This is a genomic window from Bradyrhizobium sp. CAR08, assembly GCF_052871955.1.
In genome coordinates, this window is the sequence record NZ_JBIXJX010000016.1 from 146,301 (window position 1) to 168,652 (window position 22,352).

A 22,352-nucleotide genomic window follows, 5' to 3' on the forward strand; every position below is an offset into this window, starting at 1 on the left:
TTGTCTATTGGCCGCAACTTGCCGCCAGAGAATTATAGGCTTCACGAAGCCCGCTCAGGGTCACCACGCCTTTGATTTCGGTGTCACTTTCCTTCACCACCACGGAAAGCGAGGGCGTCGTCTGCCACTTACCGGCCGCGAACGCAGAAACTTCGTCGGGTAATAGGACGGCAGCGCCGGCCGCCGCCATGCTGGCCTCGAACGTCTGGGTACCGCCGCCAGTTGAGGAGATCGTCACTCGCGGGTGGCTCCGTGGCGGGAACGGCCGGATCAAGGCGACCAACACGTCGATCTTGCCCTTGGGAGCGCAGCGGACGATCAGGCCGGCGAACTCCGGGTCAGACTGCATCGTCTCGGCTGTCTTGGAAATGGAAGCGAAGCTCTCGCCCTCTTTGGGGCCTTGGGTGCGGGTGAATTTCCAGATCGAGGATGGGGCGGCTACCCGGATCAAAGGTCGGCTGAGGCAAGCCTGCTTTGAAGCCGACCCGCCGGTACATGTGGCCTGCGAGCCCACCAAGAGCAATGCAATTGCGAAAAGCACCAACTTAGACACCATCCATCGTTACGCGCTCAGTTTTAGCAGATGCCTGGACGGCTGGGGAGCGCCGGTTCCATAGGCGGCTGCCTAATTAAGGCGAGCACAGAATATAACAAATGGTCACAAAGGGTTAATGCGGGTTCCGATTAGTTGCGCGGGCGCAACACTCCCGGTCCGATCGCACTGTCAAACGGCCATTTGGGCTGCGAAGGCTTGTCGCAGTTCGCCGCGCACCGTACCAATTGAGTCAATTGGGGAACCACCGGGCGCCTTCATGCATGCATTTGCGACGACTCGTGTTTTGACGCTGGCGCTTTTGAGCGTGGGCTTGGCGCTTGGGGGTTGTTCGACCAACCCAGGGTCGGGACCCCTGACCGACGACGTCAACAACCACATCCAGACGGACAGCGCGCCAGCTTACGAGTTGGTCCCTCTCAATCCTGCCACGGTAAAGATCCTACACACACATGAGCCGAAGGGGCTCGCGGGCGTATTTACCGACCGTCGCCCGCCGGCGAGCATCGTGTTCGGCATCGGCGACGTTGTCAGCGTTACCATCTTCGAAGCCGCCGCGGGTGGTCTGTTCATTCCGGCGGAAGCCGGCGTCCGTCCGGGCAACTTCGTGACGATTCCGGACCAGGCCGTCGACAATGACGGCTTCATCACGGTGCCGTATGCCGGTCAGGTCAAGGCTGCCGGGCTTACGGCGGTCGCGATTCAACGTGCCATCGTCGAGAAAATTGCCAATCGCGCTATCGAGCCGCAGGTCGTCGTTGCGATGTCGTCGCAGCGGACACAGCTCATCAGCGTGCTCGGCGAGGTCAACGCGCCGGCGCGTTATCCGGCGAGTGCGGCAGGTGCCAAGGACAAGGTCCTAGACGCGATCACGCGCGCCGGCGGCATCAAGGGCCAGGGCTTCGAGACCTGGGTCATGCTGGAGCGTGCCGGCAAGCGAGCGACGGTACCGTTCGAAAACCTGGTCATGAGCCCGGAGAACAACATCTATGTTCGTCCGGACGACAGCGTTTACGTTTATCGCGAACAGCAGAAGTTCTTGGCGTTCGGTGCCAGCGGTCAGAGCGGCGAATTCAACTTCGATGCCTGGCGCATCAACCTCGGCGAAGCGGTCGGCAAGGCCGGCGGTCTTTTGGATGGTCAAGCCGATCCAGCTGCGGTGTATCTGTATCGCCGCGAGCCGCGTGAGGTTGCTGCCCAGCTTGGCATCGACGTCAGCAAGTACACCTCTGAGACGATCCCGGTCATCTTCAACGTGAACTTCCGCGATCCGGGTGGCTTCTTCCTGGCCACCAAGGTCATGATGAAGAATGGCGACGTGCTCTATGTCTCGAATTCGCGCAACGTCGAAACTGCCAAGTTCCTGCAGTTCCTGCGAGTGATCATGGCGACCGGCAGCGATGCCGTGAACCTCTCCAACGACGCCTTGATCTTCCGCAACAACATCAAGCTGGCGCCGTAAGGCCGGAGCCAACCTGATCCGCGAGACGATGGCACCGGGGCTTTGTCCCGGTGCTATTTTCGTTTAGCAATCAAGCGATTCTGCTGCGGCGAGCAGTTTGGAATAGGATCAAGGCGCCACTGAGCGGTGACCCGCCGGGTCATTGGTCACCCCGCAGTGTTGCAAGGGGCTTCATGCGCGTTCGAATATTCTGGCGTCTATTAGCTCTCGTCCCAGTCATCTTCGGGTCTGCACCGCACGGGAAGGCTCGCGGAGCCGCTGCAGAGCTAGGCGTCCGCCACCGGATCGACGTGATGGTCTCCGCCGAGCCTGATGCCCCGAGCCTAACGCGCCTGCGCGGAGCCAAGGGGGAGCTGTCGTTCACCGTCCGGCTGTCGGCGAACTCCAAGGAGAGCAAGTTCTTCGGCATGCTGCGCCCCTCATTCCCGGATATCGTTGTCCCCGATGGCGCAGGCAAACCGCTGGTCCCGCAGACCAAACTTTGGGAGGAGGATCTCTGTCATCAGCGCCGTGGCCTGCCGAAGGTCACCGTGACCCAGCTCGGCGGGCATTTTTCCGAGGGGGAGAGGCGGATCGAGATTTCCGCCGTCAACCGGCACATCGGCGTCCTAGTCCCGCCCGACGAATTAACCCCTGGAATAAAACTCGAGCCGGGGAGTGACAACTTTGGGGTATTCTATGCATTCCGGGCGCAGACCCGGATTAGCCGCTTGAACGTGGATCTGAAGATCTATCCGATCGATTGCTTTCTCTAGAGCTAGAGCAAAGGTCTCCTGGACGACGATGCGCCTTCGACTTCCCCACATCCGCTGGTCCTGGAGCCTTCCGGCTGCCTTCCTTCTTTACTTCGTTGTCGCCGGCGCGCCGTTTCCATTCGGCTCGACCAATGACCTGTCGATCGCGTTCTGGTGTCTCTGTCTCGGTGTTGCGTTGATCTTCGCGCCGACGGGCGATTTGCGCCGGCAGCACGTCTGGCTGCTCGCCGGCGTAGGAGTCATCGTTGCGGGGTACGCCTTCATGCTGCACGAGCAGCTCTCCGATCATCCCTGGCTGGCGCCACTCAATCCAATCTGGAAGCAAGCTTCCGACCTTTTGGGCGTTCCGATCGCGCCTTCGGCCTCGATCGTGAAGAACGAGGCGTTCTTCGCGCTCGGCGCTCCGCTCGCCAACATCCTCGCCATCATTCTCGGCATCACCGTCGGCGCCAGTCGCGAGCGGGCGCGATGGCTGCTCTGGGTAATCGCGATTTCCGGCGCGGCTTATGCGTTCTACGGCATCGCCTCATTTCTGATCGAGCCAACCATGATACTGTGGCGGGACAAGACGGCCTATATGGGCAGCGTCACCGGCACCTTCATCAACCGTAACACGGCGGCAACTTACTTCGGCTCTTGCGCGGTGATTTGGATGCTCTTGATCCTTGAGGACGTTCGCCATCGCTTGCCCGAACGGCACATCGAGTGGCGACGTCTGCCGCTCGAGTTGCGTGCGATTCCGCCGCGCGAGGTCCTTTCGCCGCTCGCGGCACTCCTGATCTGCCTCACGGCGATGTTCATGACGACCTCGCGTGCCGGCGTCGGTCTTTCGCTGCTCGCGATGATTGTCTCGACAACCGTTCTCCTTAGAAAGGACTTGCCGCCACGCACTGGCATCTGGATATCGCTCGGCTCCGGTGTCGCCGTTGCGCTTGGCCTCTTGCAATTGCTCGGCGGGCAGGTCTCTAGCCGCTTCGATAGCCAAGGCCTGGTCGACGAGGGCCGCGTAGAGGCCTGGAAATCGACACTTCGGATTATCGCTGACAACCCTTGGTTCGGGACCGGCCTGGGCACCTTTCGATGGGCATTCCCTCCGTATCGAAGCCCAAACATCTCAATCAGCGGGGTTTGGGATCGCGCTCACTCCACACCGCTCGAGTTAGCCTCCGACGTTGGCATCCCCTTGGCACTTTTGATCGCGGCCGGTTGGGTTGGTATGTTGGCTGTTCTCGCAAACGGGGTTTTTAGCCGGCGAAGAGACCTCGTTATACCCTTGGCGGCAGCGGCCACCGCGACGCTCTCCTTGCTTCATTCCTGTCTGGATTTCACGCTCCAAATTTCCGGATACGCTATTCCATTCTTTGCACTTTTCGGTGTCGGGCTGGCTCAATCCTTCCGAACACGCAAAGGGTCACAAGGCTTCCAAAATGAACTTGTAGAGTATACCCGCCGGAGACCAAACCTTGCAGCGAGGGTCGCCGGCGAGTCTCGGAAATCCATAAAAGTGTCTAGATCTGAAGCAGTTGCGTCGTTTACGAAGTCTTTAGAATAAGTAGACGATCCCGTTGTCTTCAGGTACTTTCCTGCACTGCACAGCCATTTTGCCCGAGCTAGGGAAAGCTGATTTCGGAGGTATGTTATGAGCATTATTAGGATTTCACTTCGCTTGGCCGCGGCTGTGGCCCTCGTCGTGACGATTGCATCGGTGGCGAACGCCGCTGTCTATCCGCCGCAGCGTCAGCTGCCGGCCCAGGTCATTTCTGACTTCAAGGGCTCGCCGCAGAGCCTGTTGCAGCAGTATCCGAACGGCGGCCCTCAGATGATCATACGTGTGACCGACCTGGGCGCGTCCGATCCCACCACGCTTCCGGGGCTGATCGCGCTACTCAAGGACCCGGCAACCACGAAGGACCATATGAAGGCGATTGTTGGTGGTCTTGCCCTGGTCGCTCGCATGGCAGCGCAGACTGACCAAGCTTATGGCACTGAGATCCAGAACGCGATAGCTGGTACTCAGAACGCAGATGTGATCGCCGCCTACCAGGCGGCAACTGGTGATGCGGCGATCGCCGCGACCGGCGGCGGCGGTGCCGGTGGTTCGGGCACTGGCGGGGCCACCGGCACAAGCGGGTCCGCAAACGGTGGATCGAGCGGGACGGCTACGACGTTCGGCGGGACGCCCCATACAAATACGGCACCGAGCTTTTCGGGATCCGTCGGCTCGACGGGGACAAGCGTGAGCCCATAGTGACCTTGCGAGTGAGATCAAAGCAGCCGTCGCGGTGACCAGCAACCCCGACTGGAGCGTGTATCAGCGGTACGCCGGATAGCGCCGACCCTCGTTGGTCTGAACCGCGTACCGTTTAGAGCGATGCTCAAACAGCAACGGCTCCGAACCGGCGTTGCTCTGGTTGATAAGACTAAAGCCGCCCCGACGCCGCTGCTTATTAATCTTAGCTATTAAGCTTCGTAAGATTTTCGATGCGCCGACGCGTTTGCGCTGCAACAAGTCTGTTCTGCTCGAGGATGGACCATGTTAATAGTCTTTGCGTGTGAGATAAGTTCTACTCAGCGGATTGTACTTCTTTCTTCCCGTGCGAAGGCCAGCTGCCTCTAGCGATTTGCAAACGGGGTTCGTCTCAGGATTCGGATATGCTTCAATTGAATAGGCCGACTAACGAGATCAACCGGGATTTCCCCGAAGGGGAGCAGAGCTCTTCCCAAGATATAAAATTTTACGTCGACATCGTTCGACGTCAGTTTCCCACGGTGCTTGCCGTCGCAGCGGCGGCGCTCCTCGTATCAATCGTTTATTTGTTTACCGCGGCGCCACTGTTCACCTCAACGGCCTCAATGGTGATTGACACGCGGAAGCTGCAATTGTTTCAACAGCAGTCAGTCTTGGGAGACGTTGCTCTCGACTCGGCGACGGCCGAAACTCAGCTGGAAATTCTAAAATCTGAGAACGTCAGCCTCGCAGTTATCCGGGACCTGCATCTTATCGATGATCAAGAGTTTACGGGGGGCGGTGGAGGTTTGGTGGGGTCCGTTATCGGATGGATTTCAAAGTTATTTTCGGCTGCTAGCGCGTCGTCCGAATTCCAATTGACCCGGCAAGCGTTGGGCCGATTTGAGGCTGGTCGTACGGTTAAGCGACTTGGTCAAACCTATGTGATGGAGATCGGATACACCTCCCGCGATCCAGTAAAAGCGGGGCGCATCGCGAATGCAATCGCGGATGCGTATATCGTTGATCAGCTAGAAGCTAAGTATCAGTCAACAAGACGGGCGAGCGTATGGTTGCAAGATCGTATCAAAGAGCTGCGGACGCAAGCTTCCGCCGCGCAAAGAGCGGTCGTCGATTTCAAAACTGCTAACAAGATCGTCGATACTGGTGGTCGGCTTATGAATGAGCAGCAGCTCGCTGAGGTGAATAGTCAGTTGATTCTAGCGCATGCATCTACCGCCGAGGCCCGGGCCCGGCTTGATCGCTTGAATGACATCCTTAGACAAGATATTCCCGACGCGAACATCGCGGACGCACTCAAGAACGATACGATCGTGAAGCTGCGCGCTCAGTATGTTGATATGGCCTCTAAGGAGTCCATTTGGTCAATGAAATATGGCTCCGACCATCTCGCTGCTGTGAATCTTCGCAGGCAAATGGCGGAAATCAAAAAGAATATCACAGACGAGCTCAAACGCATCCAAGAGTCTTACAAGAGCGATTACGATATTGCGGGTACACGAGAGGAGAGCATCAAAACGAGTTTGAACAATGTTGTGTCTGAATCACAACTGACCAATCAAGCTCAGGTGCAGTTGCGGGAACTGGAGAGCAATGCGCAGTCTTATCAGGCGATGTATGACAATTTCCTGCAGAAATATATGGAATCGGTGCAGCAACAGTCATTCCCAATCACCGAGGCACGCGTAATAACGTCGGCAAGCGCATCCTTAGCTAAAACATACCCAAAGACTTTTGTTGTGCTCGCTGGGGGGCTTCTGTCGGGCCTTCTGCTTGGCCTCGGTGCAGCCCTTGCGCGCGAACTCACAGACAATGTTTTCCGAACAACTTCTAGGGTTCAAGAAAAGCTGGGAGCGAGTTGTGTTGCCATTGTTCCTGCTATCTATGGCGGACGGCCGTCCCGGAAGTTGCTCGGAGCAAACAAATCCCCCGACGGCGAAAGTTTACTCCGCTACGTCGTGGACCATCCGCTCTCAAGGTTTTCAGAGGCCATCCGCTCTTTAAAGGTAAGTCTGGATCTTTACTCGATTGCGCGAGAAAACCGCGTCATTGCGGTGACCTCTGCCTTGCCCAATGAAGGGAAGAGCACCCTTTCGATCAATCTCGCCCAGTTGATGGCTCATGGTGGCGCTCGCGTCGTCCTCGTTGACGCTGATCTTCGTAATCCATCCTTGTCGCGCGCACTCCTGCCCAACGCGAAAATTGGCTTACTCGAAGTAATTGCGCAGAAAGCGCGATTGGAAGATGCGTGGACGATTGACCCCGAAACAGCCCTGGCTGTGCTGCCAGCGGTCGTTACCGCGAAGCTACTTCACACTAACGAAATACTAGCATCGAAAGCCATGCGCGAGTTGATTGCAATTCTGCGGTCGCAGTTTGACTACGTTGTGCTGGATCTTCCCCCGATGGCTCCGGTGGTTGATGTGCGAGTTACATCATCGTTCGTCGACTCATACGTGTTTGTGGTCGAATGGGGTAAGACGAAGACGGATGTTGTCATGCACAATCTCCGTACCGCGCCCGCTATCCATGAGAAGCTTCTGGGCGTAGTGCTGAACAAGGCTGATACAAATCTAATGTCGCGATACGAGTCATATCACGGCAGATATTATTATCAGAAGTATTACTCCCGATACGGCTACGTAGAGTGAGAAGTCAGCGTTCCTTCACGCTTCAGTGTTTGCTGCTCGGCTTCGGCGTTTTTGGGGTGACCTGGTCGATGTCCGTGTTGCCCGATGAATGGAAGCGTCGGGGAGAGCTAGAGGTTGCTGCACAGCTTCTCCGAGGCAATACTTACCGGCCTCGTGACATCGAGAAGATTTTTACCTGGATCGACGTTGTCAAAAATGTAACTGATCCCGAACTCGCGCGAGCACAAGCAGTCATCCTTCTGTATTCGTCGGAATTCAGTGCAACTGAATTGGGTGGCAGTAAGAGCGAAGAAAGAAAGCTTACAGCAGAGCGAGCGGTCAGCTATTCGTTAGCCCAAAATCCGGATGATTCATTTCTGTGGCTCAACCTCTACCTGCTCCAGAACGCGAACAGTGGGTTTGCGGCCGAGCATGCAACTCTCCTACAGCAATCCTACGCCACGGGACCAAGAGAGGGATGGATAGCGATATCAAGAAATCGTCGAGCATTGGCCATTTTACCGATTCTCGACGCGACGAACCAGCAGCTGGCTGTATCAGAATTCGCTGCGCTTGTCGGCGCGGGGCTATTTGAGGTGGCTCAAGCAAGCTTGACGGGAGCCGGATGGATGCACCGCGAACGACTTCTTGCTGCGTTAGAACGACTTGACCTGCCGGCTCGTGAAATGTTCGCGAGAGCTTTGTGGAATAGTGGCATCAATGTCGAAGTCCCCGGAGTATCGACTCCAGATCAGCCTTGGCGGCGTAACTGAATGAGAATCTTCTTTCCGATGTTGGCGCGAACTTATCTAGTTGTAGCTTTCTTTGGGGTTGCTTTGTTCGGGTTGGACGGAAAGCTGGTGGCGCAAGCCCAGCTTGGTAATCTTCGTTCACAATTCCAGGATCCGGCCGAAGGCTTTGGGTCGGCCCCTGTGAGAGACGCGCTCAATCGCCCTTGTCTCGAAGCGGTTGGAGTTTCTCGTCCGCACACCGTAAACCCGGACCTGGTCGATCATTTGGTTAGATTAGAGAATCGATGCCCTCGAATCTTAAAGCTAAAAGTCTGCTATTTTACTGACGATCATTGTAAGGCTTTCGACTTGGGATCTTACAAGACCGAGGACGTGTTTCTCGGAATGATGACGAAAGTTTCGCATTTCAAGTTCTTCATTTTCCAGAAGTAACTAGCGTGCGTGTCGTTTGCATATTTTATGGGGTACGCGAGGAACGCTCATGAAGAGGGAGATGCTGGCCAATAATATTGCGAGCGCCGGCAGCATCTTCTGGCGAATCATCGGTCAGTTGATCTTGCCGCCTGCTCTGTTGGCTTGGTGGGGGAGCGATAGGTACGGTGAGTGGCTTTTCATCACGTCGCTTCCCACGTTGCTCGCAGTCGCTGATCTTGGATTTGCCGATGCGGCGGCCTCCCAGATGACGATGGAAATCGCCAGGGGACAACGGTCCGAGGCTATACGGATATTTCAAACCATATTGGCAATGACCCTCTTCGTTTGCGTCGGTCTTATCGCGGCCGCAACGCCGGTGCTCTATCTTGATCATTTCGAGATTGGGCGCGTGCGGCTTAACGCGGACGCGCTGGCGGCACTCTATCTTGTCGCTTGTTATTCCTCGTTGCTTATAGTCTCAAGGCTATTCCTCGCCTCGCTAAGAGCTGGCCAGCACTACGCGGAATCCACCCTAGTCTACGATGCTATTCAGTTCCTTGAGGGCGTCGCGATTTTGTGGGCAGCCTATGAAGGAAAGTCGTTTTTCGTTTGCGCTCTCCTTTATGTATGCATTCGTGTCGGGAATATCGGGTATTTGATTTTCTTGATCTCCCGACGGATGAGCTGGCTGTCCTGGGGCTTCGAGGCCTTTGATTTGGGCACCTTCCGGCAATTGTTCGCGCCAGCGCTTGCGGCCATGGCTATGCCAATCGCGCTTGCCCTGAACTTTCAAGGTATGATCTGGATCGCGGGAAGCACGATGGGTCCGGCGGCCGCCGCGGTCTTGGCTACCGTACGTACAGCCAGCCGGGTCGTGATCCAACTCGTCGGCATTTTCAGCCGCGCTGCCATGCCGATCTATTCCGCTAGCGTCGCCGTTAACAACCAACGCTCCCGCGACGTCATCGACCGGATCATGCGGCTTCTGCTGCTCTTTCTCCTACTTCCTGGCTGTCTTGCATTCGGATTATTTGGACGTGATTTAGTGGGCATCTGGACGCACGGTCATCTCAATCCGCCATCGACATTTGTATGGTTGACCGCTATCGGCGCGTTGTTTCATGGCTGCTGGGCGTTCTCCGCAAACCTTCTGGTGTCCATCAACCGGCACGTCAGGTTCGGTTTTGCGGTCGTCGTCGTCACTTGCATAATTACTCCCATGGCATGGCCGGCGGCCAAGCTTTTCGGGCTTGACGGGATTGCTGTTACTCTCATCGTGCTGGAGGTCGCCACACTGCTGGCCTTCGCGGCGTTGAATGATCGGCCCAATCGGACGCGCTATCAAATATGGCCGTTGGTTCGATCGTGATAGTAACGTTTGACCAGATCGACTTGGCGCTGCTCTCGCCTGAAGTTGTCATTGTCGGCGGCGGAGCGGTCGGCCTAATGGCGGCGGTGTATCTGGCGTCACGGAGTGTCAGAGTTTTGGTGCTCGAGGCCGGACCAGAGCAGTTGGATCAGGAATCCCAAGCAATCTTCCATGCGGCGGTGTCGCGGGGCCGCAATCATGCGGGCCTGCACCAGGGACGTTTCCGCGCACTTGGGGGGACAACCAACTTCTGGGGCGGGCAGCTGGTCCGCTTCGATCGTACTGTGTTTACAGTGCGTCCCTGGCTGGGGCATTCAGCTTGGCCCATCAAGCTCGAAGACATCGAGCAGTTCTACGGCGAATGTGAAAGTCTGCTTGGTCTGCCTCATGGGCTCAGCGACGATCGCTCAGTGATCAAGCAACTGCAGACACCCGCTGAGTACCGTGATGACGATCTCGAATATTTCTACACGCGTTGGCTGACCGAGAAGAACCTTCGCTTCCGTTTCGCTCGCTTTCTCGAAGGCAATGCCAACATCACCGTTGTCACGAATGCCCCGGTCACCAGTCTGCGAATCGGCGCGAACAGCGAAATCGCCGCAGTAACGGTTGGATTCGGTTCCAAGGCGGTCGATGTTGCCGCGCGCCTTCTCGTCCTCGCCAACGGCACGATCGAAATGATCCGCCTGCTGCAGCATCAGACCGCGGACGGTCACGCGCCACCGTGGGCTGCCAATCCCTGGCTAGGTCGCGGTTTCATGGACCATTTGGAGGGAACGATCGCGAGCATCGTGCCACTCGAAAAGAGTCTGTTCAGGAGTCTCTTCGACAATGTTTTCCTGCAAGGCATGAAGCTTCAGCCGCGCCTGAAATTGTCCGAGGCGCGTCAGCTCGAGGACGAACTTCTCGGCGCGGCAATCCACGTCAAGTTCGAGGCGCAGGAGCATGTACAGAATGCAAAGATCTTCCTGGCCGGCCTGCTGAAGGGGCGTTTGTCCAACCCGCGGAGGATGACCTCGGAAATCTGGGCGGCTGTACGTCTCGGGTTTCCTATGGCTTGGCATTATCTTGTGAACCAGCGGATCTGGTCGCCGATGAACGGCAACATCCAGCTTCGCGTCATGCTGGAGCATGTGCCGCTGCCCAGCAGCACGATCACGCTTTCGGAGGTCTGTGACAAATATGGAATGCGGATACCTGAACTGAGCTGGGCCGTATCCGGCGAAACGGAGATTAGAACCATCCAGGCCGCCGCGGCGCTCTCAAAGAGATATTTCGAGAGTCGCGGGATCGCAAAGGTCGCCATTCCGGAGCAGGTGCTGGCCGGCGGGCCAGAGCTGCTCGCCTCCTTCGTGGATACGTTTCATCAGATGGGCGGAGCACGGATGGGCGTCTCGGAATCCGATGGCGTGGTCGATCCAATGTGCCGCGTGTTCGGCTGCGAGAACCTCTATGTCATGGGTGCCGCGGTATTCCCAACCTCGGGTTTTGCCAATCCTACCTTCACGGCCATGGCGCTGGCGCTACGCACGGCCGAGACGATCAGGCGACAGGTGCAGCGATGACTTTGACGGACGTCAAGGCAGAACGGGCTGTGGAGCGGATCGGCTTTGGTTGTTCGCACATCACCGCGGGGTTCGAGGCACGAGCCAATCTGCGCCTGCTGCGCCTGGCCTATGATCTCGGTGTCCGGCATTTCGATACGGCCCCGATGTACGGCCACGGCACATCCGAGGAGGTGCTGGCGACCGCCTTCCGGGGCGAGCGCCACAATATCTCCATTGCGACCAAGGTCGGCATTCCCCACGGCGAGCTGAGCTCCAGAAGGCAGCTCCTGCGCCTGGTCGCCACTCCGCTACGTCGATGGACTCCGGGACTATCGAAGCTTGCGGCCAAGCGAATCTACTCCGCGCCGGTCCAAACGGATTTCTCAGCATCATCGATCGATCGATCGATCGAGAAGTCGCTGGCGAAGCTCAAGACCGACTACATCGATCTCCTGCTGCTCCACGAGGTGCGACCGCGGGACGTCTCGGATGAACTGCTCGACAAGCTTCATAAGCTCGTCCGCCAGGGAAAGGTACGGCGGCTGGGAATAGGGACGAGTGTCGAAAGCATGAAGCAGATCAGGGCTGCTGGCCTGGACGTCGAGGTGTATCAACGGCCTTGGTCAGTCCGCGTGGCCGATGAGGACCTGTTCGCTGATCGCTACCAGATATTCCATGGAAGCATCCTGGGCGCGATCGAAGCCGTCGGTGACAGGGTCCGGGCGGATGCACGCTGCCGGGAAGGGCTGCAAGAGCTCTGCCGCATCGAGATCGGATCCCCTGACGACATCGCCAAGGTTCTGCTGTTGGCGGCAATTGCGGCAAATCCCCGCGGCCTCGTTCTCTTCAGTTCGCGGGCTAGGAGCAGGGTCGCGTCCTATCTGCAATTTGCGCAACGCGTCGATCCCAAAGCAGGGGCCGAGGTGTTGGCTACGCTCCGGACCTGCCTTGGTGTGCAGGACGATATGCCGCCGCGCAGTGCGGCTTCCCATTGATAGTCAGAACAAGAAACGGACGATGGTCGGAAACGTCGACATAGAGCTGAAACCTCGCGATCGCGTCTATATCTACGCCGCGCGCGACCCGATCCATTATTCGGGGTCTCCGTACTACTTCATGCAGAATCTGCGCGAGGTGGTCGGGGATCGCGATGGGTCGTTCATCCGGCCGATCCCGCTCAAGAGGATCACTGAAATCCCGTTCAGCTATCTGCGCTGGGGAATGAAGGCCGGAACATTCGAGAAGTCGGCATTCTTCTTTTCGAAGGACTATCATGAGGCGAGCGTCCGGGGCGCGTCCATCGGCATATCGAGCGGCACGAGCATCATCAGCTTCACCAGCCTGATGGCACCTTCGTTGTGGCGCGCGATAGAGGCTGCAGACGATTGCCGACTCTACGTCTATCGAGACGCCACGTACCTCCAACTCCTTGAGAAATTCAAATACGCAAGGACTCTGACAGATAAGGCGAGAGAAGAGCTCATCGAGAATGAGACCAGGTTATATACACGGGCACGTCGTGTGTTCGTCTACGATCAGGTGATCCGGGGCACTCTGATCGAGCGATACGGGGTCGACGAAAAGAAGATCTTCGTGACGGGTCGCGGGTTGAACATGTCCAGGGCCGACTTCGAGCTCGCCTGCGCGATGCGCGATAGACGCCCGGTCCAGCCCGCTGGGCCGATGGTCTTGACGATCATAGGCCGGGACGCCGCGCGCAAAGGGGTCCCGCAGATCATTGAAGCGATGGACGCTCTGTCCGGCGCCGAGCAAGCGCGGATCAGGCTACGCGTTGTTGGTCCTGATCCAGGGGCGATACCTAAACGCAGCTATGTCGATGCGCTCGGGTTTGTCTCGAACAAGCGCAGGCTGCTGGAGATCATCGCGAGCTCCGACGTTGGCGTGTTGATGTCGTCGGCAGAGGGCGGCGTTCCCGGAAGCCTCCGCGAATTTACCTCTCTGGGTGTTCCCTGCTGGGTCGCGTGGCTGCCTCAATACGAGGGGGGCCTCGACCAGCAAGTGATCTTCAAGGAGGGATTTCCGCTCGTCCCGCCCCATATGACCAAGACCCTGCGAACGATCTTATCGCATGCCAAAACCGATCTTGTGGCCAAGGGAAGGGCAGGCTTCGGGTACGTCGGATGGCTGGATCAGGCTGCTACGGTTCATAGGTGGATGCAGCTCGACCGATGATTGCGATTGATCTATGATATGGCATCCCTGCTCCTGCAGGTGAGGTCATCGGGCTCATTCGGAAGCTGGATATAACGTAAAAGATGCGCTCTATCCTGATCTCGCACCGGGGCAACTGCCGTTGGGTGATATCATTTGTAGACCCATTGATTAGTGGCACTTTGATTTCATTGTGTAGACCACTAACGAAGCGGGCTCCGTCAATAGACCAGTGAACGTTTGTCAAGTAGCCTAGTCGAGAAGAATGTGTAGCGTGTTGTTGGTCCCCCCAGCTTGGCTATCTGAATTCGCAGTAGCTCCTCGAAAAGTGCCGCGAGGGCCCTCTTGGCTTCGTCGGTCCCCGCTGGGTAAACTCCATCCGGTCTGATCGCGATGTCTCCATCTTGGTTCTCATTGAAGCATTTCAACGGAACGTTCGAGCTAACGAACGGAACGTTCGAGCTAACGCGCGAAATCTAACGGCCGGCTTGATAGTTATTCACTCCCTTTGAGGAGGCCGCCGAAGCCTTGGGCGTATCTCCTCATTCGGGCACGAACGCGCGCACTCTGTGTATGTAGAGTTCGTACGGGAGTTTTAGTTTGTGGGCATCGGCATTCATGATGATATAAAAATGCTGCTTTTTGGCAATCTCGGGCACGGATACGCCTGACGCGACGTATTGAATTTTGTCGTCATACCAGAACGTAATCCTGAGATGTTCGGGGTCGAATCCAGCTCCGAAGCGGTGTCGTTGGGTACGATCGATTTTTTCGTTGCGCAGATTGGGGGTGCTTCGTACCCGCTGGTAGTTCGGCCAAATTCCAGACCAGGATAGCGCCGTCGCCATTGGACCCGGCGTGAAGCCCCCCTCATCTACGTCGATTTCAAGCCAGCGCTCAAAGCCGCGTTCATCTGGTGGGTAGTTATCCTCTTGTCGTTGATTATGCTCAATCGGCATCAACCACACGGCCGGAAAATGGTCGTCGTGATCGTCTGAAAGGGAAACCTCGAATTCTACGAAGAAGCCTTTGTCACCCGCGAGCAAAGGTAGAGAACCCTCGACCATCGTCTTGGGTACGCTAGTCACAGCGCCTCCCTGAGCAATCACCAAGGTACCGTCCGGGCTCTCGCTGTAGAGCGACGGCTTTGGAGTCGATCTAGTCCACCAATGTCCGTTGTATAGCTTTGCTGCCGTTCCGTGTCCTGAAAGCGAGATGTCAGCGAGACGCGGATAGAAATCGAAGGCGACTTTTGTGTACTTAAGCGTAACCGCGCCGATTGGTGGCGGTCGATCGTCGTGCGCGATCGCAGGCTGCGGTAGTGACGTCAGAAGAACAAAGCAGACCGCTGATTTTATCTGCAAGAATTGATTCCGCTGGCTGCAAATCATGTCGAAGTATCAAGTTCTTTGTTGATTGCGGCATCGGCTTTAGCCGCAGCGTGCTCGCCAGTAAAATTGTTCTCCGGAGTTGCACCATATCGCTGGTTACCCTTGATTGAAGCTTTCGATGCAATGACCAGAAGCATCAATGAAAACGGATTGCCGATTGCGATGAGATATCTATTGAAAATGGACTGGAACATCGCGAAGAGAAGTGTGTAGAACGCAAATCGATGAAACGAACTTCCGCTTCCCTGTTTGCGATAAGATCTGGCTAATACGCTCAAGAAGCTGATCAATATCGCCGCCGTCAGGAAGACACCTGACTCCACGGCGAGGTTAATGTAGGAACTCTCGACAGGGAAGCCCATGTTTCCGGCAGTTCTCAGGCCGCTACCAATGAATATCTCCCAGCTTCTGTTGGAGATATAATCAATCCCGCGAGCCCAGATCTCGAAGCGTCCGGTCCCTCCCGATTGAAGCCCTCGCTGCTTTGAATCAAGATCCAGCATTTCGAACGCATAGGCTACGATGCTATCCCAGTAGAAGAACGACAGGATGATGAACGCCGTGCCAATGATGATTAGATAGATTGTCGAACGTTGGCCCCTGAGGATCTCTATTGATACGTACACCGCGAGCGTCAGCGCGACAGCCAAGAGGCCACCGCGAGCCGATGCAACGAGCATCACGGCGAGGCAGAAGCCGATAATTGCTGTGGTAATCAAATAGTTATATCGCCACTTCAGCAGCCCAGAATTTGCGGCCATGACGATGAAGCCGCCGTAGTTGAAGCCGGCAAGGTTCGGGTGCATTCCAAACGGAGCTTCGCGCAGTTCCCAGCGCTTGAGTTGCCCTGGCATCAAACCGGCAATCAAAGTGTCTCCGAAAACGATAGCCACAAGAGCAAGCACGGCTATCGTGGAAATACGTATGCACATGATCAATTCTTCTGCTGTCGTGCGCCGGGCGATGATCATCGCGGACAGGTAGGTGACCAGGAAAAGCGTCGTGTGCATCAGCGAATAGCTGTCTTGGGAAAGGGCCGCCGCACTGTAGGACACAGGCACCGAAATCAGCACGACAGTATCGAAAGGTGTGATCTCCAGCGTGAGGTCGGTGCCGGTGACAAAGAACATGGCTCCCGAGAGGACGAAAAGCATTACGCCGAGCGCCTGGAAAGCGACTGCATTGCTATCATCGTTTGAAAACATCAATACGACGGCAGCTGCGCAAAGAACCAGATGTCGCAGGCCGAAAGACACAGAGCTGGAGCTGCTTCGGTAGGGCGAGGGCCAAACCTTGCGAGGAAGCAATTTCTGCTGCGGGTCAATTGGTGCTGAAGAAGTCATGGTTCGGCGACAAATGAATTCGGGCGAGCTTTCCCATTAAAAACGTGATCAAAAATGTTAAGCAGATACGCGACACCGGCGCGCTGGGTCAGATGCTTGTCGGCCCATTCGGCTCTGGCCTTACGGCAGGTTTCGTTCAGCAATCCGCTATCGATGATATCCTCAATTGCCTGGGCAATGTCAGCCCCCGATAGCCTGTCGACGATGCGCCCCCGTGCTGGATCCGCCAGGCACATTGAAGCGCCCACCTTATTGGAGGAAACGACGGCCGCGCCGGCCAAAAGTGCCTCGCTGACGACGGCCCCCCACCCGTCGTCCATGGTGATAGAGGGCAGCACCATTATATCCGTATTAGACAGCAAATATGGAACTTCTTCCATCTTGATCGCGCCCAGGAATTGAAGATTTGCATGCGTGCGTTGGGCATCCTCCACCCGAGAAGACCAGGTCCCAAATCCCGCTACGTAGAACTTCGCCTTGCTGGTGATCTTGCTGAGGGCGGCCAAGAACAAGTGAATGCCTTTGAGCTCCTCCAATCGCCCCAGGAATGTAACGACTGGCTCGGCGTTGGTCGCTACGTTGAAGCTGGCGTCGGACACGGCGCGTTTGCTTAAAAAGTAGGCGAATGGGAAAATGCGTGCTTTCGGATAGCCAGTTAGCCGAAACCACCTTGGGCCGTGAGCTCCGATCGCGAGGATGAAGCTCGCATGTCGACGGAGCGAGGCCTCTGTCAGCCAAGAGTGGCCCAGGCGCGCAACGCCGGATACCCCCTCCAGCACGCGGGGTTCGTGTAGAATGCCAAACCTGCGCTGATGCTTTATGACGGCTCGTAGTCCGCTTACAATGCATGGGACCCAATGCATGCCCGAGAAAATGTGGATTGAGTCACTGGGACAGTTCGCAACAATCTCGTCAATCTGTTCGGCCGTTGGGGCGATCAAGACAGGGATTTCGTTCCCAACTTCGACTTGCCATCCCTCCCGTTGGCGGCCGGCGTGGAGGTCCGCTTGGGCGATATAGGTTGCACGCGCAATCCTTGGGTGGCGCAGCAATTCTTCGTATAGGGGCAATTTGTGGGGCGATACTTCGGGCTCCCAGAGGTAAACAGTGTACTTAGCCGTCATGAATCGCGAGCCAATCCAGAAAGTATAGAGTTTCTATTTAAGAGCAGTGCTTTATGACTGAAAGCAATTGATCAGTTTATTCTTAAGACGGCCGAGCATCGAAGGCCGTCTGTCTCGATCTGTCAGCGAACTAGGGCCAACAACGGCTTCGATCCCCTGGATTCAAGTAATGATTTCGGCCTCATCTTGTATCATGGCCCAGGTGCCGGATAAATGGCGGAAATCATCAGTTGGCTGGCGCCATTTGGACCGGCTTTGTTGGTGTCGGAATTGCTTTCGAAGTTCGGCCGCTGGTTCGGTTCTGCCGCGCGTCCGGTAACCCAAGTAACTATATCCTCCCATGTGCCGTGGCGGGGGATTGCCCGGCTTGGCGCTATTGAGCAGTTTGTCTAGATTGGGGAAGCGGTTGCCGCAGGGAGCGACGAGCGATATGGCGATCATCGACGCAAAGATCTCAAAACCCTTGGATGGTGGGGCAAGCTTTTCGTTGTCAAATCGCCTGCAACGGGCGATGTGGAATGTGGTCTGGCTACTGCTGGCATCGTGGACGCCGGCACCAATGCACAGATGGAGGCGTGCCTTGCTCCGACTGTTCGGTGCAAAAATGGGACAGCGCACCGACGTTCGTGGAAGCGCGCGCGTTTGGTTTCCTCCACATCTGATGATGGAAGAGAGGTGCATTTTGGCAGAGGGCGTAAACTGTTACAACATGGCGCCGATTACCATTCGATCTGGTGCGATCATCTCTCAACGAGCCCATCTTTGCGCTGGCGGGCATGACATTGACGATCCGAATTTCCAGCTTGTGGCCAAACCCATTGTCATCGAGAGAAACTGTTGGGTGGCGGCCGAGGCTTTCATAGGACCGGGGGTCAAGATGGGCGAGGGAGCAATATTGGGCGCCCGTGGCGTGACATTCAAGGACCTTGAACCTCGAATGGTATATGTTGGCAATCCGGCGGTGCCGAAGCGTGCCCGCGGGGGGCATGATGATCTTGAGTCATAATCCCATGCGGGTTCGATCGGACGCTAGTCCCAAGTTCAGTGTGATCACCGTCACCTTTAATAATGCTCCAGGTCTTTCGAAGACCTTGGAAACGGTGCTTCAGCAAACCTACGACAACTTTGAGTGGATAGTCGTCGATGGAAAATCCACCGACGGAACGGCTGCGTTGCTGGAGCAGCTTGATGACAAGCGCGTCAAATTCATCTCGGAAAAAGATCGCGGAATATTTGATGCCATGAATAAGGGTATCAAAATGTCGTCCGGCGACTACTGCATTTTTATGAATGCGGGCGACTGCTTCTTCGATCAGTCCGTCCTCCAAAGCGTGAGTCATCTCATCAATGATGGCCGCCCGACGATTGTATACGGTGATGCTTGCGAGACGGACGGGCAGCAGCGGTGGCAGAAGCCAGCCCGAGCGCCCAAAGCGAATTTCTACGTGATGTTCACCCATCATCAGGCCATATTTTACCTGCGGAGTGCGTTAGGCTGCGGATACGATCTCTCGTACAAGTTTTCATCTGATTGGGCGCTGACGACGCGAATGCTAAGCGATCCGAAGGTATCGACATTGCGGTACCCTGCCAACGTTTGTCTGTTCGAGAGGGGCGGAGTTTCTCAAGGGGACACTCATCGGCGGCAAATCAACGCGGAGCATTGGCGCATATACGTCGAAGAAAGCAAAATGAACCGAGCCATGGCAGCGTTCTTGTGGATTGCCAAGGTAGGCACAAATTCTGTTCGCCGGATTTTCCCGGGCTTATACGACGCGCTGCGCTATTCGTGATCTTTGGACGGTAGAGAGATGCCGGTTCGCAAGGACGGTTGATGCAGACAGCGGTTTTGGAGAGAAGGGCAGCCTGGGCGATCGGCGCCCTCCCGCAATTGAAACCAAGGTGAACCGGTCTCCGAAGTCTCAAAGCTCAAAACCGTGATCTCGTTTGAGTACTCGTTTGAATTCTTCAATGCCGGAATGGGCAACTAGCTTGCGCGCTTCGATGATCTTTAGGTCGACCAGATATCTGTACCAGAGGGTCTGGAAGAGGTTGAACGAGAGGCCCTGCTTTCCGTCCAGAAAGCCCATTCGGAAGATGTAGCGATAAACGAACAGCGCGAGCGCGCGATACAGCAGTGGAGCCCGATTGTAGACCGATCGTTTCTTGAAGCGCTTGGCCTTGGCTTCCCCTGTCGTGGCCAAGGAAGCATCTTCCTGAAAAAATTTGTGCTCGGCGTTCAGGAAGTCGATCATCTCCCTGATCGCATAGCGATTATGCTTGTCGACCCAGAAGCTGACGTCCTTTTTGTTGTCATCGATCAGCGCGCCGGGAAGCGCGGTGGTGTCGCCATGCGAGAGCACGGTGTGCTCGTCCATCCAGCGACTTTCGATGCGGCCGCAATTGGTTCGCCAGATTTTGAGCAGCTGTTGGGGCGATACGCCGCCATGCCGAATGACGCGCCCGCCGAACGTGATGTATCGTGTGACGGACAATCCGGTAACGTTGCTCTGGAACTCTGGGAGCTGCATGGCGATGGCGGACGAGAGTTCCGAATCGATATGCTCGTCGGCATCGATGCGCATCGTCCAGGCCGATGCAATTTCGCAGTTATCTAAAGCCCAATTGAACTGATCTGCGTAGTTGCGGAACGCGTGCTGATACACATCCGCGCCGGCGGACTTCGCCAATTCCACCGTTCCGTCAGAGGAAAACGAGTCAACGACCACGACCCGGGACGCGCAGCCGCGAAGGCTTTTGATGCACCGGGTTATGTGCAGCGCTTCATCCTTCGTGAGAATGATGGCGGTGAGTAGTGCATCCGTCATGGAGATATCACTGTATGCTTCTTCGCTTCGCACTTCTAATTACTGCAGGAAAGGCGAGGAACGATCGGAGCGCAAATCCCGACTTATCAATTTTGTCGACAAGCTGCTGAGCTGACTCCTCCTGTGAATATCCTTGCTAGTCCGCAAATGTGTTGTGACGGATGTACAAGCGTCAAGAGAGACGGGAGAAACCCGGTCACAGTAAACGTCTCTTTCGCTGATTAGACATAGCGCTCAGTAGGATTGAGATTGCCGGAATCCTCGAACGGCGGTAAGCGCGATGATGCGTATGTCAAGGGCCAAGCTCCAGTTGTTGATGTACCACAGGTCATGCTCCACTCGCTTCTCCATCAGCTCGAGCGCCCGGGTTTCTCCGCGGTAACCGTTGATCTGGGCCCATCCGGTAATGCCAGGCTTCACATGATGGCGGAAGGCGTAGTTGCCGATGATCTGCTCGTACTCGGAATTGTGGGCGGCGGCATGTGGGCGCGGGCCGACCAGCGACATATCGCCTTTAAGCACGTTGAAGATCTGTGGCAGCTCGTCAATCGAGGTCTTGCGCAACCATTTGCCGATAGCCGTCACGCGAGGATCGTTTCTCGTGGCCTGCACGACGGTGAGGCCATCCTCGAAAACTCGCATGGTCCGGAACTTGTAGATGAGGAAGGCGCGGCCGCTGAATCCATTGCGAGTCTGGCGGAAGAATACCGGCCCGGGCGAGGTACATTTGATCAGTAGTGCGGCGATCAGCATGATCGGCGCAAATATGACTAGGGCGACCGCGGCGCCGCCTGCGTCGAGCACGCGTTTCAACGCGCGCTCCTTCCAGCTAAGCGGCGCCCGCCGGAGTTCGGCGGTCAAGGTATTCCCGGCGTTGACGAGCGGGTAACGCAGAAAATGTGACACGTTTGAATCCGGAACGAGATGGACCGGAATCGGAAGGATCTTCAGCCCGTCTAGGATACTGTCAATTGCGTGCTGCCGGCTCCAGTTCATCAACAAGAATATATGCTCGATCTTATTTTCCCGCGCATAGGAGATTAGGTCGTCGAAAGAAGGACCAATTTGCGACATCAGGAGTGGAGAGCCCAAATCCTTGGCGCGGATCTCTATCGTTCTCACGATGCGGTGGCCGTGCTGCCGCAGCTCCATCATCGCGGCGGAAGAGGCTGGAAGCCCACACTCCGCGATAACGACTGCCTTGCTGTTGGCAAACGCGCCAGCTCGCAGCGATCTCGTCGTCCAGCGCGCGGCGGCGATCTTCCAAAACGAGAGCGTGACGAGACCGAAGAGATAGAACGAGATTGTCGTGCCACGAGAAAATTCGTCGCTGACCTTCATGGTAAAGGCGATAGCCAGGAGTGAGGCGAAAACTCCGGTCCATGTGGTTAGCGTAATCCGCCATGAACGCGGCAAGTTGGTAATAGTCTTCAGCCCATAGCCGTGCTGGACCGTGACCAGGAGCCCGAAATTGATCGCCACCAGCAGGCTCGCCGAGGCATAAACGTCGATATTGCCAACGGCTCCGACGCTGAGGAGGTGGTATATTACCGTGCAGCCGATGCCGCAAGCCATGATCAGCACGCCATCCGCGGTCATCATCAACCGTTCGACCACAGCGGGCCGCAGCCAGCTCGGCCCTGACCGTGCACGCGTTGGAAGGGGGGCGTCCGAGATTCGGACGTTCGGCTCCCGATTGGGAAGCGGGCTGGAATGGAAGGATGCAATCGTCATGGTTCTGAAATCCGTGCGCCTTCGAAATTT

General features: G+C 56.4%; 19 protein-coding genes. 13 read left to right on the forward strand and 6 right to left on the reverse strand.

Annotation, left to right across the window (positions count from 1 at the left end; genetic code table 11):
• Nucleotides 1-4: 4 nt before the first annotated feature.
• The gene (locus ACIPUD_RS29775) at nucleotides 5-541 is read right to left on the reverse strand and encodes a hypothetical protein (protein ID WP_446482062.1); all 537 of its coding nucleotides are present in this window, start codon (nucleotides 539-541) and stop codon (nucleotides 5-7) included.
• A 271-nt stretch (nucleotides 542-812) separates the two neighbouring features.
• On the opposite strand from ACIPUD_RS29775, the gene ACIPUD_RS29780 reads away from it, so the two are divergent.
• From ACIPUD_RS29780 to ACIPUD_RS29825, 10 genes are all read left to right on the forward strand, one after another.
• Nucleotides 813-2,015 (forward strand): polysaccharide biosynthesis/export family protein, encoded by a 1,203-nt coding sequence (locus ACIPUD_RS29780; RefSeq protein ID WP_446482063.1) that lies wholly within the window; start codon nucleotides 813-815, stop codon nucleotides 2,013-2,015.
• A 293-nt stretch (nucleotides 2,016-2,308) separates the two neighbouring features.
• Complete coding sequence (locus ACIPUD_RS29785; RefSeq protein ID WP_446482039.1) at nucleotides 2,309-2,770, forward strand: hypothetical protein; 462 nt, start codon at nucleotides 2,309-2,311, stop codon at nucleotides 2,768-2,770.
• A gap of 28 nt (nucleotides 2,771-2,798) precedes the next feature.
• Entirely contained in the window at nucleotides 2,799-4,322 is a 1,524-nt protein-coding gene (locus ACIPUD_RS29790) for an O-antigen ligase family protein (protein ID WP_446482040.1), read from the forward strand.
• An 87-nt stretch (nucleotides 4,323-4,409) separates the two neighbouring features.
• Nucleotides 4,410-5,018, forward strand: a complete 609-nt coding sequence (locus ACIPUD_RS29795; RefSeq protein ID WP_446482041.1) for a hypothetical protein — start codon at nucleotides 4,410-4,412, stop codon at nucleotides 5,016-5,018.
• A 404-nt stretch (nucleotides 5,019-5,422) separates the two neighbouring features.
• Nucleotides 5,423-7,669 carry a polysaccharide biosynthesis tyrosine autokinase gene (locus ACIPUD_RS29800; protein WP_446482042.1) on the forward strand — a complete coding sequence of 749 codons (2,247 nt, stop codon included), beginning with the start codon at nucleotides 5,423-5,425 and terminating at the stop codon, nucleotides 7,667-7,669.
• A gap of 29 nt (nucleotides 7,670-7,698) precedes the next feature.
• Nucleotides 7,699-8,421, forward strand: coding sequence for a hypothetical protein (locus ACIPUD_RS29805; protein WP_446482043.1), 723 nt, complete (start codon nucleotides 7,699-7,701; stop codon nucleotides 8,419-8,421).
• A gap of 460 nt (nucleotides 8,422-8,881) precedes the next feature.
• Nucleotides 8,882-10,183, forward strand: coding sequence for a lipopolysaccharide biosynthesis protein (locus ACIPUD_RS29810; RefSeq protein ID WP_446482044.1), 1,302 nt, complete (start codon nucleotides 8,882-8,884; stop codon nucleotides 10,181-10,183).
• Nucleotides 10,162-11,748 carry an FAD-dependent oxidoreductase gene (locus tag ACIPUD_RS29815; protein WP_446482045.1) on the forward strand — a complete coding sequence of 529 codons (1,587 nt, stop codon included), beginning with the start codon at nucleotides 10,162-10,164 and terminating at the stop codon, nucleotides 11,746-11,748. The genes ACIPUD_RS29810 and ACIPUD_RS29815 overlap by 22 nt, the downstream gene beginning before the upstream one ends.
• A gap of 2 nt (nucleotides 11,749-11,750) precedes the next feature.
• Entirely contained in the window at nucleotides 11,751-12,725 is a 975-nt protein-coding gene (locus tag ACIPUD_RS29820) for an aldo/keto reductase (protein ID WP_446482046.1), read from the forward strand.
• A 22-nt stretch (nucleotides 12,726-12,747) separates the two neighbouring features.
• Nucleotides 12,748-13,923, forward strand: a complete 1,176-nt coding sequence (locus tag ACIPUD_RS29825) for a glycosyltransferase (protein ID WP_446482047.1) — start codon at nucleotides 12,748-12,750, stop codon at nucleotides 13,921-13,923.
• 521 nt (nucleotides 13,924-14,444) lie between these two features.
• Here the strand turns inward: ACIPUD_RS29825 and ACIPUD_RS29830 are convergent.
• Genes ACIPUD_RS29830 through ACIPUD_RS29840 form a run of 3 tightly spaced genes read right to left on the reverse strand, consistent with a single transcriptional unit; the run spans nucleotide 14,445 to nucleotide 17,235 of the window.
• Entirely contained in the window at nucleotides 14,445-15,266 is an 822-nt protein-coding gene (locus ACIPUD_RS29830) for a hypothetical protein (RefSeq protein ID WP_446482048.1), read from the reverse strand.
• A gap of 23 nt (nucleotides 15,267-15,289) precedes the next feature.
• Nucleotides 15,290-16,636 (reverse strand): O-antigen ligase family protein, encoded by a 1,347-nt coding sequence (locus ACIPUD_RS29835; protein WP_446482049.1) that lies wholly within the window; start codon nucleotides 16,634-16,636, stop codon nucleotides 15,290-15,292.
• Nucleotides 16,633-17,235, reverse strand: coding sequence for a glycosyltransferase family 4 protein (locus tag ACIPUD_RS29840; protein WP_446482050.1), 603 nt, complete (start codon nucleotides 17,233-17,235; stop codon nucleotides 16,633-16,635). Before ACIPUD_RS29840 ends, ACIPUD_RS29835 begins: the two co-directional genes overlap by 4 nt.
• Nucleotides 17,236-17,973: 738 nt before the next feature.
• Here ACIPUD_RS29840 and ACIPUD_RS29845 point away from each other — a divergent pair.
• The 3 genes from ACIPUD_RS29845 to ACIPUD_RS29855 are packed head-to-tail and all read left to right on the forward strand — an operon-like array spanning nucleotide 17,974 to nucleotide 19,553.
• Entirely contained in the window at nucleotides 17,974-18,153 is a 180-nt protein-coding gene (locus ACIPUD_RS29845) for a hypothetical protein (RefSeq protein ID WP_446482051.1), read from the forward strand.
• A gap of 37 nt (nucleotides 18,154-18,190) precedes the next feature.
• On the forward strand, nucleotides 18,191-18,766 hold the full coding sequence (locus ACIPUD_RS29850; protein WP_446482052.1) for a putative colanic acid biosynthesis acetyltransferase: 576 nt from the start codon (nucleotides 18,191-18,193) through the stop codon (nucleotides 18,764-18,766).
• A 40-nt stretch (nucleotides 18,767-18,806) separates the two neighbouring features.
• Nucleotides 18,807-19,553 carry a glycosyltransferase family 2 protein gene (locus ACIPUD_RS29855; RefSeq protein ID WP_446482053.1) on the forward strand — a complete coding sequence of 249 codons (747 nt, stop codon included), beginning with the start codon at nucleotides 18,807-18,809 and terminating at the stop codon, nucleotides 19,551-19,553.
• A gap of 129 nt (nucleotides 19,554-19,682) precedes the next feature.
• Here the strand turns inward: ACIPUD_RS29855 and ACIPUD_RS29860 are convergent, their stop codons facing one another.
• Together ACIPUD_RS29860 and ACIPUD_RS29865 are read right to left on the reverse strand one after the other, a co-directional pair.
• Nucleotides 19,683-20,588 carry a glycosyltransferase family 2 protein gene (locus ACIPUD_RS29860; RefSeq protein WP_446482054.1) on the reverse strand — a complete coding sequence of 302 codons (906 nt, stop codon included), beginning with the start codon at nucleotides 20,586-20,588 and terminating at the stop codon, nucleotides 19,683-19,685.
• Nucleotides 20,589-20,822: 234 nt separating this feature from the next.
• On the reverse strand, nucleotides 20,823-22,322 hold the full coding sequence (locus tag ACIPUD_RS29865) for an undecaprenyl-phosphate glucose phosphotransferase (RefSeq protein ID WP_446482055.1): 1,500 nt from the start codon (nucleotides 22,320-22,322) through the stop codon (nucleotides 20,823-20,825).
• Between the last annotated feature and the right edge of the window lie 30 nt (nucleotides 22,323-22,352).